At 38.0% G+C, this 23604-nt stretch carries 19 protein-coding genes; 4 read left to right on the top strand and 15 right to left on the bottom strand.

Annotation, left to right across the window (positions count from 1 at the left end; all coding sequences use genetic code 11):
* Position 1: 1 nt before the first annotated feature.
* The 11 genes from FD31_RS06960 to FD31_RS06910 form a co-directional block, all read right to left on the bottom strand.
* Entirely contained in the window at positions 2-835 is an 834-nt protein-coding gene (locus tag FD31_RS06960; RefSeq protein ID WP_057892048.1) for an ABC transporter ATP-binding protein, read from the bottom strand.
* A gap of 157 nt (positions 836-992) precedes the next feature.
* Positions 993-1856: a MurR/RpiR family transcriptional regulator gene (locus FD31_RS06955; RefSeq protein ID WP_057892047.1), complete on the bottom strand. Its 864-nt coding sequence runs from the start codon at positions 1854-1856 to the stop codon at positions 993-995.
* Between the two features lie 8 nt (positions 1857-1864).
* Positions 1865-2764, bottom strand: a complete 900-nt coding sequence (gene murQ, locus FD31_RS06950; protein ID WP_057892046.1) for an N-acetylmuramic acid 6-phosphate etherase — start codon at positions 2762-2764, stop codon at positions 1865-1867.
* Positions 2765-2767: 3 nt separating this feature from the next.
* Positions 2768-3823, bottom strand: coding sequence for a MupG family TIM beta-alpha barrel fold protein (locus FD31_RS06945; protein ID WP_057892045.1), 1056 nt, complete (start codon positions 3821-3823; stop codon positions 2768-2770).
* A gap of 12 nt (positions 3824-3835) precedes the next feature.
* Positions 3836-5284: a PTS transporter subunit EIIC gene (locus tag FD31_RS06940; protein ID WP_057892044.1), complete on the bottom strand. Its 1449-nt coding sequence runs from the start codon at positions 5282-5284 to the stop codon at positions 3836-3838.
* Between the two features lie 19 nt (positions 5285-5303).
* On the bottom strand, positions 5304-6203 hold the full coding sequence (locus FD31_RS06935) for an alpha/beta hydrolase (RefSeq protein ID WP_057892043.1): 900 nt from the start codon (positions 6201-6203) through the stop codon (positions 5304-5306).
* Positions 6204-6723: 520 nt separating this feature from the next.
* On the bottom strand, positions 6724-7674 hold the full coding sequence (locus FD31_RS06930) for an FAD:protein FMN transferase (RefSeq protein WP_057892042.1): 951 nt from the start codon (positions 7672-7674) through the stop codon (positions 6724-6726).
* Between the two features lie 45 nt (positions 7675-7719).
* Entirely contained in the window at positions 7720-9498 is a 1779-nt protein-coding gene (locus FD31_RS06925) for an FAD-dependent oxidoreductase (RefSeq protein ID WP_057892041.1), read from the bottom strand.
* A gap of 57 nt (positions 9499-9555) precedes the next feature.
* Entirely contained in the window at positions 9556-11055 is a 1500-nt protein-coding gene (gene glpK / locus FD31_RS06920) for a glycerol kinase GlpK (RefSeq protein ID WP_057892040.1), read from the bottom strand.
* 131 nt (positions 11056-11186) lie between these two features.
* The gene (locus FD31_RS06915) at positions 11187-12122 is read right to left on the bottom strand and encodes a nitronate monooxygenase (RefSeq protein WP_057892039.1); all 936 of its coding nucleotides are present in this window, start codon (positions 12120-12122) and stop codon (positions 11187-11189) included.
* 693 nt (positions 12123-12815) lie between these two features.
* Entirely contained in the window at positions 12816-13595 is a 780-nt protein-coding gene (locus tag FD31_RS06910) for an alpha/beta fold hydrolase (protein WP_057892038.1), read from the bottom strand.
* A 164-nt stretch (positions 13596-13759) separates the two neighbouring features.
* On the opposite strand from FD31_RS06910, the gene FD31_RS06905 reads away from it, so the two are divergent.
* Positions 13760-14671, top strand: coding sequence for a LysR family transcriptional regulator (locus FD31_RS06905; RefSeq protein ID WP_057892037.1), 912 nt, complete (start codon positions 13760-13762; stop codon positions 14669-14671).
* 291 nt (positions 14672-14962) lie between these two features.
* Here the strand turns inward: FD31_RS06905 and FD31_RS06900 are convergent, their stop codons facing one another.
* Together FD31_RS06900 and fabV are read right to left on the bottom strand one after the other, a co-directional pair.
* Entirely contained in the window at positions 14963-16558 is a 1596-nt protein-coding gene (locus FD31_RS06900) for an acyl CoA:acetate/3-ketoacid CoA transferase (protein ID WP_057892036.1), read from the bottom strand.
* 85 nt (positions 16559-16643) lie between these two features.
* Entirely contained in the window at positions 16644-17855 is a 1212-nt protein-coding gene (gene fabV, locus FD31_RS06895; protein ID WP_057892035.1) for an enoyl-ACP reductase FabV, read from the bottom strand.
* Positions 17856-18434: 579 nt separating this feature from the next.
* On the opposite strand from fabV, the gene FD31_RS06890 reads away from it, so the two are divergent.
* Complete coding sequence (locus FD31_RS06890; protein ID WP_057892034.1) at positions 18435-19157, top strand: MIP/aquaporin family protein; 723 nt, start codon at positions 18435-18437, stop codon at positions 19155-19157.
* Positions 19158-19767: 610 nt separating this feature from the next.
* On the opposite strand, the gene FD31_RS06885 is transcribed toward FD31_RS06890, so the two are convergent.
* Positions 19768-20520: an MIP/aquaporin family protein gene (locus tag FD31_RS06885; protein WP_057892033.1), complete on the bottom strand. Its 753-nt coding sequence runs from the start codon at positions 20518-20520 to the stop codon at positions 19768-19770.
* Positions 20521-20908: 388 nt separating this feature from the next.
* On the opposite strand from FD31_RS06885, the gene FD31_RS06880 reads away from it, so the two are divergent.
* Positions 20909-21733 (top strand): enoyl-CoA hydratase-related protein, encoded by an 825-nt coding sequence (locus FD31_RS06880; RefSeq protein WP_235805338.1) that lies wholly within the window; start codon positions 20909-20911, stop codon positions 21731-21733.
* A 532-nt stretch (positions 21734-22265) separates the two neighbouring features.
* On the opposite strand, the gene FD31_RS06875 is transcribed toward FD31_RS06880, so the two are convergent.
* The gene (locus tag FD31_RS06875) at positions 22266-23186 is read right to left on the bottom strand and encodes an aldo/keto reductase (protein ID WP_057892032.1); all 921 of its coding nucleotides are present in this window, start codon (positions 23184-23186) and stop codon (positions 22266-22268) included.
* A gap of 227 nt (positions 23187-23413) precedes the next feature.
* Here FD31_RS06875 and FD31_RS06870 point away from each other — a divergent pair.
* Positions 23414-23604, top strand: a 191-nt coding sequence (locus FD31_RS06870) for a hypothetical protein (RefSeq protein ID WP_157049152.1), incomplete at its 3' end; no start/stop codon positions are given.

Here is a 23604-nt window from a genome sequence, read left to right as displayed (position 1 = left end):
ATTAACGTATCTCCTTTCCAGTTAAATTCATAAAGACATCATCCATGGTTCCGGGTCGATATTCGAAATCACTAATTAACGGACCTTTTTCGGACAAAATTTTAATGGCGTCATCTTTGTTATCAATTGTCATTGTCTGCGAGGTACCATTGGTATACGTCAGTTGTAAGATATTTTTCGTATATTTTTTCTGTAGTCCCCAGACTGTATCTTCCGCAATCACTTTTCCTTGGTCAACGATATAGACGTAATCAGCATTTTCAGATTCTTCCAAATAATGGGTCGTAAAGATAATTGTTAAACCAGTTTCTTTTCGTAATTGATCCAATATCTCCCAAATTTTAGTTCTCGTTTGAATATCCAAACCAGTTGATGGCTCGTCGAGAAACAATAACTTAGGACTACTGATAAGTGCCCGGGCAATATCGACACGCCGTCTCTGACCACCTGAAAGACTGCCATAAGGTTGCTTCCAAATACTTTCCAATTCAAATTTTTCAATTAAACTTTGCACAATAACGGGGCGCGAATACATCTTGGCACGCAGCATCATGTTATCTTTGACGGTTAATTTTTCATCTAAAACACTATTTTGAAAAACAACGCCAATTTCAGAGCGATAATCATTAATATTAGTCGCTTTTTCACCAAAAATTATTTCACCGCTAGTTGGTTGAAGCACACCAATCAGCATATTTATTGTGGTCGATTTTCCAGCACCATTAGGTCCTAATAAGGCTACCATCTCACCTTGATTAATTGTTAAAGAAATATTATTAACGGCGGTGTGATTACCAAATTTTTTCGTTAAGGATGTTGTCTGCAATAATTTCATAAAGGTCAGCTCCTTTTTCATTTATGATTATTATTTTAAGCAGATTGACGTTTTTGTATTCGAAATTTCGATAAGTGGTGAATATTTGCGGTTTAGTGGTAAATTTGACCAAATAAAAATGGATTCAATCCTCAATTGAAGGAATTGAATCCATTTTTTAATGTTTTTTTCCAAAATATTTACTGACTAACAGACTCGATTCTTTTAGTCTTTGAATATTTTGATCGTAATCTCTTTGTAGATATAGATAATAAATCAAGTCAACGGCATACAACTGACTAATCAACGATGTCGTGGCAGCAGATCTAATTTGGTCTTTAGGGACACTATCACTAGTTAAAATATGAATATCAGACATTTGCGCCAATTGACTATGTGCATTCGACGTCAAACTGATGACCGAAATCTTTTTTTCTTGAGCTAATTTTGCTAAAGTCAAAGTTTCCTTAGTCTCACCTGAATCGGAAATCAAAAAGACTAGCTGCTTATGTTGTTGTGTTAAAAAGTTAGCTGCCATTGTATGCGTATCTTGTGTATTAATCACATTCAAGCCAATTCGTGAAAATTTCTGTGTAAAGTCTTCAGCCACCAAATTGGAAGCTCCTAAACCATAAACTTGAATCACATTGACATCATCAAGCAAATCAACTGTTCGACGTAAAACGTCATTATCAAGCCCCTGACTGGTTGTTTCCAAAGTATGTTGAATCCGGATAACTAATTTATCTTTCAGTTCATCGATTCCATCATCAGGTGAAATCTCATCGTACAAACCATTTGTTACATCGTCCATGGAACAGCGTGCTAATTCCATCTTCAAGCCCTTAAATCCATCCACGCCTAAATTTTGGGCAAATCTAACAATGGTGGCCTGACTAACGCCACTGCTTTTTGATAATTCAGCCACACTCATTCCGGGAATTGCTTGCACATTACTTAAAATGTACTCTCCCAAAATTTTCTCAGCTTTACTAGCATTCTCCATTTTCGAACGAATCGTTAATAAGATTGTATTGACCATGTGCGACCTCACTTAATTGCTTGACGTACAAATCCACCTGACTCAGCTAATTTTTGTTCTGCAGCGGCTTGATCCATTTTGTTAGAAATCATGACGATAGCATCTTTAACTGAATAGTTAGCTGCCTTTAAAGTTGTTTCGGCCAGATCACTTGATACGCCAGTAACTTCAACAATAATATTGATTGAACGTTGAACTAGCTTCTTATTAGTTGGCTTAACATCAACCATCAAATTGCCATAAGTTTTACCAACACGAACCATTGCAGCAGTCGATAACATATTGAGCACCATCTTTTGCGCCGTTCCCGATTTTAATCGCGTTGAACCAGACAAAACTTCCGGTCCCACAACAACTTCGATCTTCGTGTCAGCGTGTTGACTAATAACTGAATTTTGATTGCACGATAAAGCAATTGTATCAGCTCCAACACTTTTGGCATAGTCCAGTGCTCCAACCACGTAAGGTGTGCGACCACTAGCCGCGATACCTACAACGACATCTTTATTGGACAATTGACGTTCTTTTAAATCATTGCCACCAAGTTCAACATCATCTTCGGCGCCCTCAACGGCCAAAGTCATGGCTTTGCCACCGCCAGCAATCAAACCTTGAACCAGCTCGGGATCAGTTCCAAAAGTTGGCACACATTCAGCAGCATCTAAAACACCTAAACGACCACTAGTACCAGCACCAACATAAAATAGGCGACCACCTTGTTTGAAAGATGCAGCAATTTTTTCAACTGCCGCAGCAATCTTTGGTAATTCCGGTTTAATAGCTGCTGGAACCTTTTGATCTTCTTGATTCATAACTGAAACGATTTCCAAAGGACTCATTTCGTCTAAATCAGTCGTTTCAGGATTTCGACCCTCAGTCGATAACTTTTTAATATCCATATCATTCATTTCCTAACTTTCAATATCAACAAGTTGAATTGCTTGATTCGCCATGCAGTATTTCAACAAACCTAAATCCGCATCGACAATTTGACCAATGACGTTGACGGTATTGTCGGCTGGCAATTGATATTTGACTAATTGTAGTTCTCCTTGATAACGTCCAGATAGCACGTTATCAAGCGTAATTGCACCTTGTTTTCTCACACCACTATTAAGTGGTTTAATCTCATTTGAAACAAGTGAGCGGCCTTCACGTAAACGGACAACATCGCGCGAAACATCAGCTCTTTGATGGAAAAGCTGTGTAATGTAGGCTGGAGCATGATTCAAATGAACGCTAATTTGTAAAACATCTTCAACAAAATAATTTCTAAATTGTTCAAACGTAGTCGTAGTAATGGCAGGATCACCGATATAAATTCGATCAACACCCAGGGCATTCATATCTAACGCTGCCACAAATGGATTTTCATAACGATTTTCTTCTAATGTTGGCAAACCTTTGTACACTGGGGCACGGAGGTTTTCGTTACCGGCAATAAAGGCCATCACGGTAAAGCCATTTTCTTTCAACCACTGATTCTTTTTTGCAAACCATCCCGCATCTAAACCTGTATTTTCACGAGGATAATAATTATGCCAAGCTTCCAAATTGGTAAAGTCAGCCTTATTGTCCTGCAGTTCATCTATTTCTGATTGGACGATTGTCGAAGCATTCAAAGCGATTTTGACTTCCTGAGAGAGTTGCGCTATTTCGGAAATGCTAATACCATCGTCGATTCGTAACATCGTAACATGTAAGTCTTTAAAAACTTGGAGATCTTGTGGCAAAGCTAAATTGAGACGCTTCAATGCACTGGATGAGACATCCAATGTCAATCCCAATTCATTCTCATCACATAATTGACCTAAAGCCTTTAAATTAGTTAGCAAAACTTGTGGGTCGTCTTCGGGTAAATTAATGGAGGTAAAGACGCCTTTAAAGCCCGCCTGAACAAACTTGTCAAACATTGTTAAATCAGATTTTGTTAATGAACTGTGTAAATAAGCTGAAAAGCCTAACATAAGTTAACCTCGCTATTCTGGATAAATTTCATTAATACGATTTTCGTCAACACCGAAGAACCATGTCACAATAAAGCCACCAAAGTAAGCAACTAAAAGTGCCAATAAGTAAGTCAACTGTTGACCTGGTTGCATGATCAAGAGTCCGAATAAACCGGAAACACCTTGAGATACAGCACCTAAGTGGAACAATGAAGCAACAATACCACCAAAACCAGCACCGATACTTGCAGTAACGAAAGCACGGCCTAATGGCAAGGTAACGGCATACATCAATGGTTCACCAACACCTAAGATAGCAACAGGAATTGAACTCATAACCATTTTCTTAAAGCGTTTGTTCTTTGATTTGAAGTAAAGTGCGAAACCAGCACCTACTTGACCACCACCGGCCATCATTAAGATTGGTAGCAAGTAGTTAATACCATGTGTAGGACCAGTAGGATCATTTAGCAAAACGTGAATTGGTGTCAAAGCTTGGTGCAAACCAACTGAAACTAAAGCTAAGAATGTTGATGACAAAATAAAGCCACCAAAGACACTCAATTTAGTATAAACAAAGTCCATAACAACGTAGATAGCTGTTGTTAACCAAGCACCTGCAGGTTGTAGGAAGACAACCGCAATCAATGAACCAACGATTACAGTCAATAATGGAGTAAAGAAAGTATCAAGTACACTAGGCATAATCTTGCGGAAATTTCTTTCCAAGAAGGCAAAGAAGATACCCATTAACAAAGCAGTGATCAAACCACCAACACCAACAGTAAATGGTGCGTGTGTGAATGGCATTGAAATAGCTTGTGAACTCAATGGTGAACCAGTAACAGTAACACCTAAGCAAAGCGTTCCACCAATACCACCAAGGATGGCACTACCTTTAAATTCTCTTGCGGCATTCATACCAACAAAGATAGGTAGGAAAGTAAATAGTCCCCAACCTAAAGTCTTAATTGTCATATACCACCAGTCAGTTACAAAAGCTTGACCAGTTTGATAATCAATAACATTAGCTAAACCATTGATTAGCCCAGCAGCAATAATACCAGGTAGCAATGGGATAAAGACGTTAGCGATGTGTTGTAGACCACGTTGAAGTGGTTTATCATGCTTAGCCTTATTAACTTTTTTATTTTCTTTCGCGATATCTTTAACATCTTCGCCACGTTGACTATCTTCAGCAACATCGCCGTCATCAGCATCACTGCCCAATGGCACTCCTGTTAAATCAGCAAATGGTTCAGCAATTTTGTTAACTTTACCGGGTCCTAAAACAACTTGTAAAGTATCAGCTTGAACAACTGCTAAAACACCGTCGATACGCTTTAAAGCATCAACATTAACTTTGTCATTATCTTTAATGCCAAGTCTTAATCTCGTCATACATGCAACATTGGCTGTAACATTTTCTTTACCGCCGACATTTTTTAATATTTCGTTAGCAACATCTTTATTGTTCATGTTTTCTTCCTCCCCCTATTTAAAATTCATTCATCAACCAGTTGTATGCTTTTGGAGTGGCTTTCGTCCAGTATGTCCAATTGTGGTTGTCGCCAGTATCCTTAACATATTTAATTGAGACTTTGTTAGTATCCTTTTTAACGTCCTTTACGAAGTGATTAACGTCTTTAATAGGAACTGTTGTATCGCCAGAAGTTGTTTCGATATAAAACTTAACTGGTTTAGTCTTACTGTTGATATATTTCGTAGGGAATAGACCGTTGTAAACTTGATCAGACCAGTTTGTCTTGCCATTAGTAAAGGCGTGCATGTTTTGTCTGATTAGGTTGTCCTTTGGCAATTTATACCAAACAGATGGTGAGACCATGATAGCTTTTGAGAAGTAGTTAGAATATTTCAATGACAATCTAGCAGCAGCGTAGCCACCCATTGAAACACCACCTAAAGCATGGTCTTTTCTTGATTTCGATACTTTGTAAGTTGAATCGATCTTAGGAACCAAATCTTTCATCAAAGCACTTTCAACTTGCAAACCACCCTTTTGGTTAACGTAGAAACTGTTAAACCCATCGACGAAAACGACGATTGCTTTAGTATTGTTACGTTTCATGGCACCATCAAGCATTTGTTGAGAGTTGAATCTCTCGAGTAAATTTCTATGATTTCCGTATAATCCGTGCATCATGTACAAAACTGGATAACGTTTGTTTGCTTTAGGGTTGTAGCCAGCAGGCAAATAAACATCGTAATTCCAATCGAGGTGCATTTGTTTCGAGTACATCGTTGTCGTTGTTACGGTACTAATAGGTGAAACCTTAGCTGCCGCAGCTTGAGCGTTTGTAGCAGTAAACGTAGCTATTCCCAGCATCCCTACAATGCCGGATAAAATAACTAAAAATCTTTTAAAAGATGATTTCATAATCCTTACCCCCAAGTTTTTTGTAATCGTTTACATTTAAATCATACAACTTTTGAACAAAATTTCAATATTTGCGGGGAAATTATACTTTTTGTAAAATAAAATTTCATAGCCTAGAACTATTTCTCGGTTCTTCCGATTGATATCAGTTTTTAAATCGATTTTTCAATATTTCTGAAATATATTAATAGTCGGCTCTTTTTATATTTACACTAATTTGATAATAGATTATTACTGAACACATAACTTTATCTATATACTCAAAAGAAACGATTGAACCAGCCGGAAGGAGCAAGAAAAATTAGGTCGCTGTGTAGGTGGTGTAATGGCTTTAGCCATTACACCACGGGACGAGCTTTGAAACTCGCGTACTTTGCGAGGTTCAAAGTCGAGGTTGGAGACCTTGGCTCCAACCGGTCCCCATAGCGATCTAATTTTTTCTTGCTCCTGGAGGCGACATCTTCCCAAACAAAAAAATCGATGAATTGCCTTCCGCAGAATGACAACCTCATCGATTTTTTTATTGAACTACTTTGAATACTGAATCCGTAACTTTGAATTTGTTCTTTAAGTTATCCGTTAAGCGAACTGTCATATCCTTATAAACAAATATCAAACCTATTTTCGGATCAGTTAATAATTTTCTAGTACCTTCATAACCGTTATAGAATCCTAAACTCGACCAAATTTCCCCATCGATCGATTTAGGGCTAATCACGGTTACCCCCAGAAGGTCGGTCTCTACTGGGTACCCCGTCTTTGGATCCATAATATGGTGATAGCTGTGTCCATCTTTATTTAAAAATCTTTCATAAATTCCTGAGGTCACAATTGAATAATCTGGGATATCCAGAAGTCCAATTGGCTCATTTCTAGTATCAAAGGGAGACTGAACGCCAACTTTCCACAAACCATTTTCATGAATACTCCGACCTACCAGTAGCACATTTCCGCCCAAGTTAATAATGCCTTGATCAACGCCTTCTTCATGCCACATTCTCTTAATGGCATCGGCGATATAGCCTTTTGCAATTCCGCCTAAATCCAGTTCCATTCCTTCATCTAATAGAAAGACTGACTTATCCTTATCATTCAACATGATTCGTTTCGGATTGGTTAATCTCAAAGTGTGGGCAACTTCACTGTCGCTAGGCACCTCAGCATCGGAAAAACCGATATGCCACAATTTTACTAATGGTCCTATGGCTGCGTTAAAGCCATGATTCTCTTGACTAACTTGCACGGCCCTTTTAACTAAATCATAACTTATTTCGGACACTGCAACAGCACCCTTACCCGAAGCATGATTTATGGACATGATTTCTGACTCTGTGCGATTGACTGTTAAAAGATCCTCGCAATATTGAACTAAATCATTGGCCTTATCAAGAGCTGGTACTTGCTCTTTTTGAAACACTGTTAATTTGATCTCTGTACCTAATGCATGATAGGTATTAGTAAAATTTGTCATAATAAAACTCCCAATGACTAAGATTTGCTACTTAAAAGGCTCTAACTATGCTTTAACAGCTTGTGCATCCTTCAAGTAATCAAGTGATGCTTCACTGATTAGAGCATCAGTCTTTTCAGTGTAATCTTTGATTTCTTCATCTGACCAATCGTAATACTTAGCCATTTCACTAATTACACCGGCTTCAATATTTTTAATTTCGTCATGATTGAATAATAAATTATTTGTACGACGGAAGAGATAATCCTCTGGTGTCATAGTCATTTCGTTTTCCATTGAATAGTGTAGACTCAATGTTTCAGCTAAACTCAAGCCTTGAACTGGTTTAACATCCTTAGCACTAGCAAGGATTTCGTCCATGTTTGAACCGAAGATGTTTGCCATCTTTTCAGCACCAACAGGATCAATTCCTGCAGCAACTGCTTTTTGAGCATACTTTTCAAGTTCTTCTTCAGCGTGGTCTGAGTCAAAGTCACCACCGGAAACTTTGATATTAGCTGAATCTACAGGTTTGTAATCACGAGCATATTGGCTATTCATGATCTCAATAATCATCTTCATAGCACCGTCAGCCATCTTACGATAGTCAGTTAACTTACCACCAGCTAAAGTAATCAGACCATCGTCAGCACGTTTCAATGAACTACCACGAGATACTTGTGAAGCAGTTAGTTTGTGGCTACCTGAATCACTGGCACCTGAAACTACATCTGGTTTTTCTTCTTCTGCCTTTTCATCTACCGGAGCAGGTTCTTCAGCAACAAGTGGTCTTACACCAGCCCAACTTGATTCAACATCGTCAAGTGTAATGTGAGCTTCTGGGTACTTCTTGTTGATGATTCTTAATAGGTAATCTACATCGCTTTGTTCTACCTTAGGATGTGTTAAATCGCCCTTAAAGTCAGTATCAGTAGTACCGAAGTATGTCTTACCATCTCTTGGGATTGTAAAGATCATACGACCATCATTTGTACCTGAACCGAAGTATGTTGGCTTAGGAACGTTTAGTCTTGATTGATCAACAACTAAATGGACACCCTTTGTAGGACGCATTTGAGTCTTCTTTTGATCATGCTTGTCATCAAGGTCTTTAACAAAGTCTGACCATGGACCTGAAGCATTTAGAACAATCTTGGCTTTAATATCAAATTCTTCGCCTGTAATCATATCTTTAACGGTCATACCACAAGCATTGCCGAATTGATTATGGATAACTTTAACGGCCTTCAAACGACTGACCATCAAGCCACCTAAATCATGAGCCTTCTTAATGTTTTCGATAACTAAACGTGAATCATTGTTCAAGTAGTCAAGATAGATTCCACCACCAGCTAAGTTTTCTGGATTCAATTGTGGTTCTAGCTTCAATACTTGTTCTTTGTCCAAAGTATAGTTAGCGTACTTCTTCAAGTGTTCTGACTTGTTAATGCCTGCCAAGTGATCATATAGATCCATTGCGACTTTAACTGAGAACATTGAGAATGTTGTATCTGGTTCGTCATAAATTGGTAGCAACATTGGATCAGGTCTTGTTACGTGCGGTGCAACATGTTGGATAATTGCACGTTCTTGAACTGTCTCAGAGACAACCTCAACATCAAAGTTCTTAAGGTATCTAATACCACCATGAACTAGTCGTGTCGATCTCGATGAAGTCCCAGCTCCAAAGTCTTGCATATCGATTAAGGCTGTTCTCATACCAGCGGCACTAGCTTGTAGGGCAACACCTGCTCCGGTAATACCACCACCAACGATTAATAAATCAAGTCTTCTTTTTTTAAGTTTTTCTATTTCTTCTGCTCTACTCTTAATTGAAAATGTCATAAGTTCGTCCCTCGTTACTACGCAACTGATAGCCAATTTGACTATCTAGACTGCATGTTAATTTTTAAAACTTTGTGCTGCTTTAATAGCACTTTGCCAACCTGTGTATAGATGTTCACGTTCATCTGCACCCATAGCTGGTTTAAAGATCTTACCTGCTGAGTGAATTGTCTTCAATTCATCAACGTTCTTCCAATAACCTACGGCCAATCCGGCTAAGAAGGCTGCACCAAGGGCAGTTGTTTCAAGGTTAGCTGAACGGTCAATTTCTGTATCGAGAATATCTGCTTGGAATTGCATCAAATAATCATTATTTGCTGCTCCACCATCAACTTTTAACTTCGCAATATCAATACCTGAATCAATCTTCATCGTATCGATAACATCACGACTTTGATAAGCTAAGGATTGTAATGTTGCCTTGATGAAGTCTTCTCTCGTTGTTCCACGAGTTAATCCAAAGACGGCACCACGGACGTCAGAATCCCAATATGGAGCTCCTAAACCGGTAAAGGCTGGTACAACATAAACTTCATTTTCGTTATCAGATTTTTCGGCAGCGGCTTGAGATTCTGAAGCATGTTCAAATAATCTCATTCCGTCACGTAACCATTGAATGGCTGAACCAGCAACATAAATACTTCCTTCAAGGGCGTAATTCATTTTGCCATCAACACAGTAGCCAATCGTTGTTAATAAGTTGTTAGCTGATAATTTTGGAGTATCACCGGTATTCATAACAACGAAAGCACCTGTACCATATGTGTTCTTAACCATTCCTGGTTCAAAAGCTAATTGACCAAACAATGAAGCTTGTTGATCTCCGGCCATACCAGAAATTGGAACTTCACTACCATAGAAGTGATAGTTTGCTGTGTGTCCATAAATTTCAGAATTTGATTTGACTTCGGGAAGCATAACCTTTGGAATGTTTAACATCTTCAAAATGTCATCGTCCCAGTCCAAATCATGAATGTTAAATAACATAGTACGACTTGCATTTGAGTAATCCGTTACATGTTGGGCTCCACCAGTAAGTTTCCAAACCAACCATGTATCGATTGTTCCGAATAATAACTCACCTTTTTCAGCTCTCTCTTGAGCTCCTGGAACTTGATCCAAAATCCAACGAATCTTAGTAGCTGAGAAGTAAGCATCAATAATCAAACCTGTCTTCTCATGAATTTGATCTTTATAACCTTTAGCAATCAAATCATTAGCAATCTTAGAACTTTGACGTGATTGCCATACAACAGCGTTGTAAATTGGTAATCCAGTCTTTTTGTCCCAAATGATTGATGTTTCACGTTGATTAGTAATACCGATACCGCTAATTTGACTAGGTTTAACACCTGATTCAATAAAAGCGTCAGCGATAGTTGATAAGACACAATTCCAAATCTCATTGGCATCATGTTCTACCCAACCTGGTTCAGGAAAATATTGTGTGAATTCCTTTTGAGAATCGATCACCTTTTTCCCGTCGTGATCAAAAATTACTGCTCTAGTACTTGTCGTGCCCTCATCGATTGATAAAATATAATTTTTTTCTGTCATTTTAACCTCTCCATATATGGATTTATGAAAGAGGTGTGACTAGCTTAGTAGTCCCACGATTGCCACCATCCCTGGCGACAAATACTAAGTTAATTTTTATTAACTCCTAACATAAATCTAAAGTGGCCTCCCTAAGCCAATTCAATTTTTTTGTTAAGAACTTCTTGAGCTTCGTCCATCAACTTCTTAACGATTTCTCCTGCTGGTAATGATTCTTTAATTAGACCTGAAACTTGACCACTGAATACTAGTCCGTCTTCAACATCATCCTTTTGAACGGCGTTTCTTAAACCTTCGTTCATAACTGAGTTGAATTCGTCACGTGATACTTGATCTAGTTCAAGTTCTGTTAGCTTGTTAGCAATGTTGTTCTTGATGATACGTGAAGCATCTTTGATTGTGGCACCAGCAACAACAGTTGAAGTATCAGTAGCATCAATAACTAATTTTCTCCAGTTATCTCCAACAGGACTTTCCTTAGCGATTGAGAAGATTGTTCCACATTGAACAGCTTGTGCACCGGCAACAAAGGCATTTACAACACCACGTCCGTCACCAACACCACCAGCAGCGATTAGAGGAATTGAAACTGCATCAGCAATTTGTGGCCATAGAGTTTGTGATGTTAGAACACCAATGTGTCCTCCACCTTCCATACCTTCGGCAATAACGGCATCGGCACCCATTTCTTCCATCTTCTTAGCAATCTTAACGTTAGGAATAACGGGACAAACTTTAATACCAGCGGCCTTTAAATCTTTCATGTAAGGTTTAGGTGTTCCGGCACCAGTTGTAACAACTTTAACGCCTTCATCGATAACAACTTTAACAACTTCTGGTGTGTTAGGATCCATCAACATCAAGTTAACGGCGAATGTGTTGTTTGTTAGTTTCTTAGCTTTTTGGATTTCTGCTCGTACTTGGTCAGCTGTCTTACCACCAGCAGCGATAATACCAAGACCACCACCGTTTGAAACAGCGGCTGCTAATTCAGCAGTAGCAACTTCTTGCATAGCTCCTTGAACAACTGGGTACTTGATTCCTAAAAGTTCACATACTTTATTCATTTTAATATCCTCCAATAGAAAGTTAAGTTTGATAAACCAATTTCATAAATGTAATTCATAGGTTCAAAAATGATTTTCATTTACCTAGGCTAATTATTGAAAATCATTTTTCGTTTGCAATAAATTTATTTTTGCAATCGTTTACTTATGAAAAACATCTCTATATCTCTCGAGCGCTCCTACAATTTATATTACAATCGATTAATTAAATTGCAAATTGCGTTCAATTTTTTACTAATTATTAAATCGTTAAAAATGCTGTTTTATCGGCATTTTGAAAAAAGGCCTCTTGTAAGCGTTTACTTAAATTTTAGCTACTTTTTATTCACAATCGCTATATAATCCCTGTCATATCAACGGTTAAAGGCTGTATAACTTGTTTTTATGGTTATTATGATAAACAGTAAAGCGTTTTTTACGTGATTCACTGTCAAATATAGTTTTTACCGTTTTATGGCATTTTTTTTAAAAATAAATCTATCATTTTGATTATAAGTCTATAACTATTGGTTATTGGTGCCATAGAGACTACTTATTGATAGTAAAATAGTCTAATTTTAGCAATTATACTTTTTAGCTTTGATGGTCATATATTAGATATGAAAGTAATTAAATAATGGTTCTCACTTTAAGCGTAAAAAAACGTATAATTTACATATAGCAGTTTCAACATATTAATAGCGTTTTCATCGATCACGATTGCAAGAAATCCATCATGATTGTGTTAAACAATTCTTGTTGTTCAGACATAATGATGTGTCCTGAGTCAGGTACAATGATAGCTTTGCCATGTTCACATAATCTGGCTGAGGCTGTCGCATGCTCTGGAGACCAGAATGGACTTTCTTTTCCAGACAAGAAAAGAACTGGGACTTTCACAAGTTTAATAACATCTCGCCAATCTTGAAAAGCATGGTCAAATAACAATGGACGGTTTAATGCGTAGTCGAACTTCTTACCATTTTGGACTGACTTAACTAATTTATAAGTATCATCATCAATATTGCGATACGTCGTGTGGACCTGATACATCTTTTCAGATTCTTCAGGGAAGTTATCCCAGTTTAAATCCAACAGACCATATGGCCACGTGTCATCTGAAATCATCTTAGGAGATTGATCGACACTAATTATTTTGTCGATTCGGTCATCCCCATAGAGGGAACAATATGCCCAGATAGTTGCTGCACCCATAGAATTACCCATCATACTGACCTTATTTATTTTCAAATAATCTAATAACTCAGCAACGTCTTTTCCTTGGCGGCTCATTCGTAATCCTTTAGTTGTAGTTTCAGAACGACCATGATTTCTACGATCCAAGTTAATGACACGATAATGTTGGCTTAGAAGTTTGACCTGTGAACGCCAAATCTCCTTGTAACCAGCGTATCCCGTCATAATTAAGATAGGATCCCCTTGACCCACGTCGTCATACTCCAGTCTGACACCATCGCTTGTGATAAATTGCATGTTAGTAACCTCATACTTTCATAAAGATTGATTTAAATCATTAATTTATGTGCAACTGCTACTATAATTTTTCGTTATACTATATTTTTTTACGCATCAAATGTAAGCGGTTACTTGTATAGACCGATTACTTTGATTGCAGTTTCGAAGGGAGAAATAACATTATGGATATTCATCAAATTCAGTACCTAATAACTATCGTCGACAACGATTTTAATCTTACGAAAAGTTCACGTGTCCTCAACGTCTCGCAACCAGCACTGAGTAAACTGATCAGTGAATTAGAAAATGTTGAACAAATTCAAATTTTCACTCGGGGAAAAGGTAGAATCACTGGTTTGACGCCAACCGGAGAAGATCTCATTAAACATGGTCGTCAAATCAGCCAAGATTATGACGATATGATTAAAAGTATTCATGATCGGGCTGACACTAAAACCGGCACGGTCAAAGTAGGGATTGCTCCAGTCATTATCTCAACCGTCTTTAATCGAGCTATTCCTAAATTCATTCAAGAAAATCCACAAATCGACCTGCAAATCGTCGAAAAAGGTGCTTATGAACTACAAAAGAAATTAATTCTGCAAGAAATCGACCTAGCAGTGTTAGTTTCACCAGCTACTTATCCATCTGTCCAAGAAGAGAAAATCTACGATGGTTCTGTAGCCGTCTGGTTCAACAAAAATCACCGTTTCCACAATTTCAAAGGCCCAATTCCATTCAAAGAAGTTGCCAAGGAGAAAATCGTCACTTTGGATGATAGCTTTATGGTTACTTATCAAACAAACCAGAGATTCATCAGAAACGACCTCCATCCCAACTATTTCTTCAAAACAAGTTCTTGGGATTTAATCCTCAATATTTGTTCTGAAATGGACGATGCCGTCGGAATTATTGCCTCACCAATCGGTGAAAATTATTCAGGTACCAACATTGAACACCGCGACATGGACCCATTGTTCCCATGGACTATCAGCATTTGCAGTATTAAAGATGTTTACCAAGATGCAGTTGTAAAATACACGCAAGATTGGTTCATCAATTACTTCAAGAATCACCAAGGCCCTGATAAATAATTTTTTATAACGTCCCTAGAGCGGAGAAACCTGAACTTGGCTGTACAAACTGTCAATTCGTGTTTCTCCGCTCTTTCTTTTATTTTTTTCATTGAATCAGTTTTATTGAGAGCAAATCAATAAATATTTAATTATCACCAAACAACTAATACACTAGCCGGAGGTCTCGCGCCCTCCGGCGGCCTTCCCAAAAAATAAAAATGTCTAACTCACCCAAAGTGAATTAGACATTTTTTTGTTCTGGCAGAAAAACTTTGATCAGTTTGCTTCTATATTATTGTTGCCAGGATTCTAAACATTCAATGCTACTTTTTCACCTGGTTGGTTTGTGACACTGCCCATTAATGGTTCTGCAAAAATACGTGGGTCCATGTAGCGTAAATCATCACTGATTTCTGGCTTGAAGTCCATGTGATCCAAGATATCTTTATGTAGATCCATACCTGGTGCAATTTCAATCAATTCAATACCACCGTCAACCAACTGGAAGACAGCACGTTCTGTAATATAGTAAACATTTTGTTTATTTTCGTGTGACACAGGACCTGAGAAAGTAATTTGTTCAACGTTATTAACCAACTTGTTGAATTTACCTTCTTGGAGAATGTGTAACTTACCATCTTTAACTTCTTCTTTAAGTCCACCGGCAGTAAATGTACCAGTAAAGACAACAGTTGGTGTGTTTTGAGTAATATTAACGAAACCACCAGTACCAGCAATCTTTGGACCAAACTTAGAAACGTTGATATTACCAAGTTTATCCAATTCAGCAAGTCCTAAGAATGTGATGTCGATACCACCACCATCGTAGAAGTCAAACATGTATGGTTGATCAATTGTTGATTCAGGTGAAATGGCACAGCCAAAGTCACCACCGCCCATTGGTACACCACCAAAGGTTCCGGGTTCAACAGTTGTCGTAACGTTTTCAGCAGCTCCTTCTTCTTTCAAAATCAAAGAAACTGTTTCTGGATATTTACCGATACCATAGTTAACAATGTTGTCATTTTCATTCTTGTACATGGCAGCACGTCTGGCAATAACCTTCTTAGCATCAAGTGGAACGTTAATGGCACCAGCTGGTTTAACAACAGCTTGGTTAACGTAGTCAGGGTTAAATTGAGTATCAGTACTTTGTCTTGTCATCAATTCGTTGCTTGTTTCAACAACATAGTCAACAAGTAGTCCAGGAATTCTGATATCCTTAGGCTTCATTGAGCCCTTCTTCAAAACTCGCTTAACTTGAACAAAGACTTTACCACCATTATTGTGAGCAGCCATAGCAATTGAAGTTGATTCAAGTGTCAATGGTTCGTCATCAAAAGTAATATTACCGTCTTCATCAGCGTAAGTACCACGTAAAATGGCAATATTAGGCTTTGGAACATCATAAGCTAAGTAATCTTCGCCCTTGATCTTCATCTTGGAAACTAAATCGTCTTTCTTAGCAGCATCATTTAGTTTTCCACCTTCGATGTCAGGATCAACGAATGTTCCAAGTCCAACTCGACTAATTTGAATAGGCTTGTGAGCAGCTGAGTCACGGAAAATTTGTGACATAACACCTTGAGGGAAGTTGTATGCCTCAAAGTCATTGTTTGCTACTAAAGGTTCAAGTTGTGGAGCTAGTGCCCAATGTCCACCAACCAATCTTCTCAACAAACCTTTGGCAGCAAAGTTATTAGTACCTTTATCTTTGCCATCACCAATACCTGATGCGTGCCATACTTCTAGATCCTTTGGATGACCTTCTGAATCAAATCTCTTACGAATATTTTCTAGGATCTCTTCAGCAACATCCGAGCCTAAGAATCCTTCCAAAGCAATAGTTGCATTATCAGGAATTAGCTCTGCAGCCTTTTCACTGTTAATAAATTGTACAGTCATAAAAACACCCCATCCTTTTCTAACTCATCGATCACAACTACCTACTGCTTTGAAAGTTATAGGTAAGATGCTATTCGAAAAAATATTATGGTCTCAATTTCATTAATTCATCTAAATCGACAGCGTCAATGTCAGCGCCTGGTACTTCAAAACCGTTTAGTTGCATGAATTCTCTTCTAAATTCATCGTAACCAGTTAGAGAACTATTAAAGTTTTCTGGCGTAATCTTCTTCATCAAATCAGAAACCTTTGCTTGAATGTCCGCACGTTGTTCCCAAGCGTCTGGACGTAAACGACCGCGATCATCAACTTCACGACGTCCTCCGTAAACCATGTCACGTAAGAGACGATCTTTGTGCATAATTGGTGTCTCATGTGTTCCTGTTTCTTCTTCAATCTTATAAAGTGCAATACAATACATTGGGAAAATAGGAATAACAACAGATGCCTTAGTAGTTACGGCACGAGATACAGAAATCAAAGCTTCACCGTTAATGTCATTGATCTTGTCTTGAATCTTATGTGATGATGCTTCGGCAGCGTCTTTAGCAGCTCCCAAAGTTCCTTCATGATAAAAGTCATACGTACTCTTAGGTCCGATATATGAATAAAGAATAGTCTTGAATCCATCAGCCAATACTCCAGCAGCTTTCAATTCATCAACCCAAATCTCCCAATCTTCGCCGCCCATGACGTGTTTCGTAGCTTCTACTTCATCGTCTGTTGCAGGTTCAACTGTTTGTTCAAAGAGTTTATTCTCTTCAAGGTTGATGTTTTCACCAGTTACTGATTTACCAACGGTTTTAATTACTGAGCGCCATGTTTCGTCCGGATTGTCTGGGTTAGTACGCTTGGGAGCAGCGACAGAATATACTAAGAGATCGATCTTTCCCCCAAAGCTATCTTTAATATATTGAATAACTTGATCCTTCATATCTTGTGCAAAAGCATCGCCAATGAAGTTTTTACCAATCAAGCCTGCCTTTTCTGCTGCTTCACGGAAGTAAATGTTGTTATACCAACCGGCAGTTCCGAGCATATTTTCATCACGTGGTGGTCTTTCAAAGGAAACTCCGATTGTATCAGCTCCTTGACCAAAAGCTGTTGTAATTCGACTAGCAAGTCCATAACTGGATGATCCTCCAATAATCAAAGCCTTTTTGGCACCTTCATACTTACCTTTTCCTTGTACGTAGGCAATTTGATTAAGAATCTCTTGACGACATCCTTCTGGATTAACTGAACGTGCAACGTTTCCTTTAAGTTTCTCAGTAATTTTTACCATTGTATCTGACATGTTCAACTCCACCTTTATTAGTAAATTAATGTAATGAATGAAGTCAATTATTATCTTTTAACATTTGATTGAAAGTACTCGCTGGCGTTTTGAGTTTTCAAATGCTTTTTGATAACTTAAAATGATTTCCCTCATTTCGATTGAAAACCTAGATAGCCACATCACATTGTGATATCAATAACTATCTTCACTTGCTAATGTAAGCCTTTACAAACTATCAAACCAATATTACTTGATTATCAGCTATATAACGTTGAGTTATAATCCCGTTATATCAAGGATAAGCGCTTACATAGCTAAAAATAGACAACAAGATATTGCATGTTACAATATCTTGTCATTACTTAGTAAAAAACCATATCAAATTTTAATACCTTTTCTGATAAAATTGAGTATTTCAAATTTATTGACCCCTTTTTCTCCTATATAAGGGCAAAGAAGAATAACCTATAAAATCTTGTCATACCCTCCATAATTAATTCTCAATAGTTTCACAATAAAATTGCATAGTAATCCCTTTACTATCAATGTATAATTCAAATGTAAGCGTAATCATTGTGAAATTGGAGGAGATTTATTATGACGAATGATAGCTTAACGCTACAGTTACTTGGGGAATTTATTGGAACAATGGTTTTAATCATTCTTGGTGATGGTGTTGTAGCGGCCGTATCACTAAAGAAATCGAAAGCTGAAGGAGCCGGTTGGATTGCCATCGCACTTGGATGGGGATTGGCAGTTACACTAGGTGTTTATTGTTCAGCCTTCTTAAGTCCCGCACATTTGAACCCCGCAGTTACCTTGGGAATGGCAATTGCCGGATTGTTCAAATGGTCATACGTAATACCATATATGATTGCTCAAACATTAGGTGGCCTAGTTGGTGCCGTAATTGTTTGGCTTAATTATTACCCACATTGGAAAGAAACAGATGATCCAGCCGCAATCTTGGGAACATTCGCAACTGGACCTGCAATTCGTGATTATCCAATGAACTTTCTTAGTGAATTTATTGGTACTTTAGTTCTTGTTTTCGCACTATTAGCATTTACACGTGGTAAATTTACTGATGGATTAAATCCAATGGTTGTTGGTGTCTTGATCACATCAATCGGATTCTCACTTGGTGGGACAACCGGTTATGCTATCAACCCAGCCAGAGATTTGGGACCACGTATTGCGCACCAAATTTTACCTATCGCTAACAAAGGTAAATCAGATTGGGCCTACAGTTGGGTTCCTATCCTTGGACCTCTAGCCGGTGGCGCAGTTGCTGCTTGGTTGTACATGTTAATTCCATAAATTGAACGTTAAGAAAAGCTGAGTCCGTTGGGATTCAGCTTTTTTTTGTGTCTTAGATTTGAGTGAATGAAATATAATTTGGCGTGAAGACTGCTGTAAGATAGATTTTTAACTTTGCAAATATGCTGCTAATTCCAAAATTCAAGTCCCTAATCAGACGATTCCCCATGCTTATCTCAAATATCAGATTCAATTCTTAGGTTAACAAATACAATCACAAATCAGTTCAATTCAAAACCGCAGCAAATAATTAAGTACCCTTAGTTAAATTAAACCAACGACATCCATTGCCAATTTAGCTACCGAACAACTAGTCGGATGGCAAAAAGATGGGGTCCAACAGTAGACGTGGTGTTAAGACGAGCAATTTTTCTGTTCTTACAGCACAGGATACATTTTGAAATTCGCGAACTATGCGGAGTTCAAAATTGAGCCATGAGACCTTGGCTCAGGGCAGTCCTCACAGTGGAATCCATCTTTTTCGCCCGGAGACAGCATGTTTCAATACAAAAAAGGGGCGCGAGTGATGGAGGTGTCCGTGAGATCAAGTCTCACAGCTATCTCCATCACTCGCGCCCAAAGGCGACAAACTAGATAACTAGCTAATTAATTATAGTCCGAAGAAACCTTTGTAAATAAAGATTCCGACAACAGCCCCAACGATTGGAGCAACCACTGGAACCCAACTATAATTCCAATTTGAACCACCTTTGTTTGGAACTGGCATCAAAGCGTGCACAATTCTAGGTCCCAAATCACGAGCTGGATTCAAGGCTGGTCCTGTAGGTCCACCGACTGACATAACCAACGTTGTAATAACCAAACCTACCCCGATGTTAGCAAAATCAATATTTTGCTTAAAGAACATGCCACGATATAATCCCATGGCCGCAAATGTCAAAATAGCTGTACCAATTGCTTCAGTCCAAAAACCGTTCATCGTACTACCGGCTGTATCACCAGTTGAGAAGGTTGCAAAGATTGCTCCTTCGTCTTTAGTACGTTTGTAGTATGGCCAATAAATTACTAGGACTAATAGTTGCCCTACCATAGCACCTAAAAATTGAAAGATAAGATATGGTGTAACCTTTGCCCAAGGAAAGATTCCTGCTGCTGCTTGTGCAATTGTAATCGCTGGATTCAAATGGTTACCAGAGATTGATCCAAACATCATTGCTGGAATCATAACACCTAAACCGTATCCGACGGCGATAAAGATCCAACCACCATTGGCTTGGCCGTTTTCCCCATTACCGGTCGTGTCTTTAAGAAATGAGTTTGCTACTGCACCATTTCCGAATAATACCAAAATCATAGTTCCAAAAAACTCAGCTGCGAAGCGTGCATCCCAAGTTCCGCTCATTGTTAAATACCCCCAAAAGTTTTTTACCAAGTCAAAATATAGATCATAACTTTGACCTTTTAACGAATCATCACCTCGTAATCAACTTGGCAAACTGAACTATAACGGAGAAAATTCGCCGCGTAAATATTGATATTTATTCATGGTATTAATAACTTTATGTTATAGACGGCAGATTTCGCCTGTATGATAGCGTTTACATTATCGAATAAACGTCATTTTTCACAAACTTTGGGGGTTGAAAAAATTTTTCAGAAATTCAAAAAGCCGTGTTTTCGGGCTTCATAATTTCAAAATTTCGGTTCAAAATTTGCATTTTTGAAAATTATCTTTAGTATGAGTCTCGAAAGTACTTGCTGGTAACTACTTTTGAAGGGATGTTACTAACATGACAGAATCAACAAGCTTAAAAGAATTAAAAGGTATGAAAAATTTCGAAAACGTATTATTAGACGTTAACGATGAAATTGCTACATTGACAATCAACCGTCCAAAATCACTAAACGCTCTTAACTCAGCTACATTGGTTGATATCGGTGACGCACTTGATGTTGTTAAGAATAATGAAGATGCTATTAAAGTATTGATCATTACAGGTTCAGGCGATAGATCATTCGTTGCTGGCGCAGATATTTCTCAAATGAGAGATATGAATCCTATCGAAGCTGCTGAACTTTCAAAACTAGCTCACAACTCATTTGGCAAGATCGAAAACTTGAAACAATTTACAATTGCTGCAGTTAACGGTTTCTGTCTCGGTGGTGGACTAGAATTAGCTTCATCATGTGATATGCGTATTGTTTCAGAAAAAGCTAAGTTCGGACAACCAGAAGTAACACTTGGTATTGTTCCTGGATTTGGTGGTACACAACGTCTTACACGTCTTGTTGGCCGTGGTAAAGCTAAGGAAATGATTGCTACTGGTACAATGATCAAGGCTGACGAAGCTTACCGTGTTGGTATTGCTGACGAAATTGCTGCTCCTGAAGAATTGATGGACAAAGCAATTGAAATTGCTTCAACAATTAAGAAGAACGGTTTGATTGCTGTTGGTATGGCTAAATATGTTATCGACCGTGCCGCTGATTTACCATTGGATACAGCTATCGACTTCGAAACACAAATGTGGGCACAAACATTTGCTACTGAAGATCAAACTGAAGGTATGACAGCATTCCTAGAAAAACGTCACGCTAAATTCACTGGTAAATAACCTTCACACCATATAATAAAAACGGTGACACAGTGCATGTTTAGCTTTCGAGCACTAAATGGTCTTGGTAATCTTTATGGTTGCCAAGGCTATTTTTTGTGGATTATTTTAATTATGCCGTCTCCAGAACCGAGAAAAACTTAACTGGCAGTGCGGACCGGCCTGAGCCAAGGTCTCAGACCTCGGTTTGAAGCCTTGCAAGCAAGTCTCCAAACACGCCCGGTGGTGTAAGAGCTAAAGCTCTAACGCCACTTTCACTGCCAGTTAAGTTTTCTCGGTTCTTCCGACTAGTTTTATATATCAATTTATTTTTTTAGACTACTGCAATACATTAATATAGAGCAATTTTAATTTAAGAATATAAATATAATTAAAAAAATGGCAAAAAAAGCCCCATACGAATTTCATACGAAGCATAACTTCATATGATTTCATAAAGGGATTATTTAATATATCAATTTTTTATAAATTAAGTCATCTTGAATCGTACCGACTTATTCAAATGAAAGCCCCTAGCCCTCATACACAAATTTTAAGGTAAATCATTACCTGCAGCAAAGTAAACGTCATACCATTCTTGCTTAGTTAATTCGACGTCTCCACCCTTAGCACTATCGGCAATATGCTCAGGGTTCATTGTTCCAATTACAACTTGAATATTAGCAGGATGTCTGAGAATCCAAGCCGCCGCAATCGCATTCTTGCTGACGTTATATTTATCAGCTAATTCTTGTAAAATCTTGTTTAATTCTGGGAACTTGTCATTGTTAATAAATGTTCCAGCAAACATCCCGTATTGGAATGGTGACCAAGCCTGGATTGTTACACCCATGCGTCTAGAAAATTCAATAATTCCACCATCATGATTGATAGAACGTGTGTCAGTCATATTGGTATGTAAACCAAAGTCAATCATACCTGTGTGCATAATACTGAATTGCAATTGATTGATCATCAATCTTTGGTCAACTGCTTCTTGAACTAGTAAATATTGTTGAGGATTAAAGTTTGAAACACCGAAGTGACGAACTTTTCCGGCTTTTTGTAGGTCATCGAAAGCTTCAGCTACTTCTTCAGGTTCCATCAATGGATCTGGACGGTGCAACAAGAATGAATCTAGATAATCGATTCCCATTCTGTCCAATGACCCATCAACAGCATCAATTATATGTTGTTTTGAGAAGTCATAACTCTTGCCAGGAATAATCCCACCTTTTGATTGAATATAGACATCATCACGGTTCACACTACTTTGTTTTAAAGCAGCACCGAAAACTTTTTCTGAATCGCCACCACCATAAATATCAGCGGAATCAATATAATTAATACCACTGTCGATCGCAACGTCCAAATCTTTGGCAGCTTGTTCTGGGGTTAAACTATTCATTCGCATAATACCAAGAGCCACAGCAGATGCTTGCCAATTTGTATCACCAATATAAAGTTGTTTCATATGATTGTCCTCCCATTTTTACCTAACAGTTCAATTATTGAGTGTCAAAGTATAGAAGTCAATATTATTAATTTGTTTAATTACTCCAACCCAAATTAATACTCATTGTATTTAAGTTTTAATAACACTAAAATTGCTTGGAAGAAATCAAATAATCCAACATAATGTAACTACGCAATTTGTTAATGCGGTAGTCGTTACTTTTTTAACAACAGGAGGTGTTCGCCATGTCTAATAAACTGGTATTGAACTCAACTGAAAGGAGCGGCTTTGCTTGGATTTTTAGCTTATGTCCTAAATATTGTTTCACTTTTGTGTTTGATCTTCTACGTGACTCATTTGTCATTGCAGGAATTAGCAAAAGTAATTTTATGGATAAAGATATTGATATTAATGCTAAAAAAATAAGCCCCATTGA

It is taken from the genome of Companilactobacillus nantensis DSM 16982, from assembly GCF_001435815.1.
GTDB lineage: Bacteria > Bacillota > Bacilli > Lactobacillales > Lactobacillaceae > Companilactobacillus > Companilactobacillus nantensis.
Note: the sequence above shows the minus strand (reverse complement) of the source record. Positions and strands in the feature narration are given on the sequence as shown.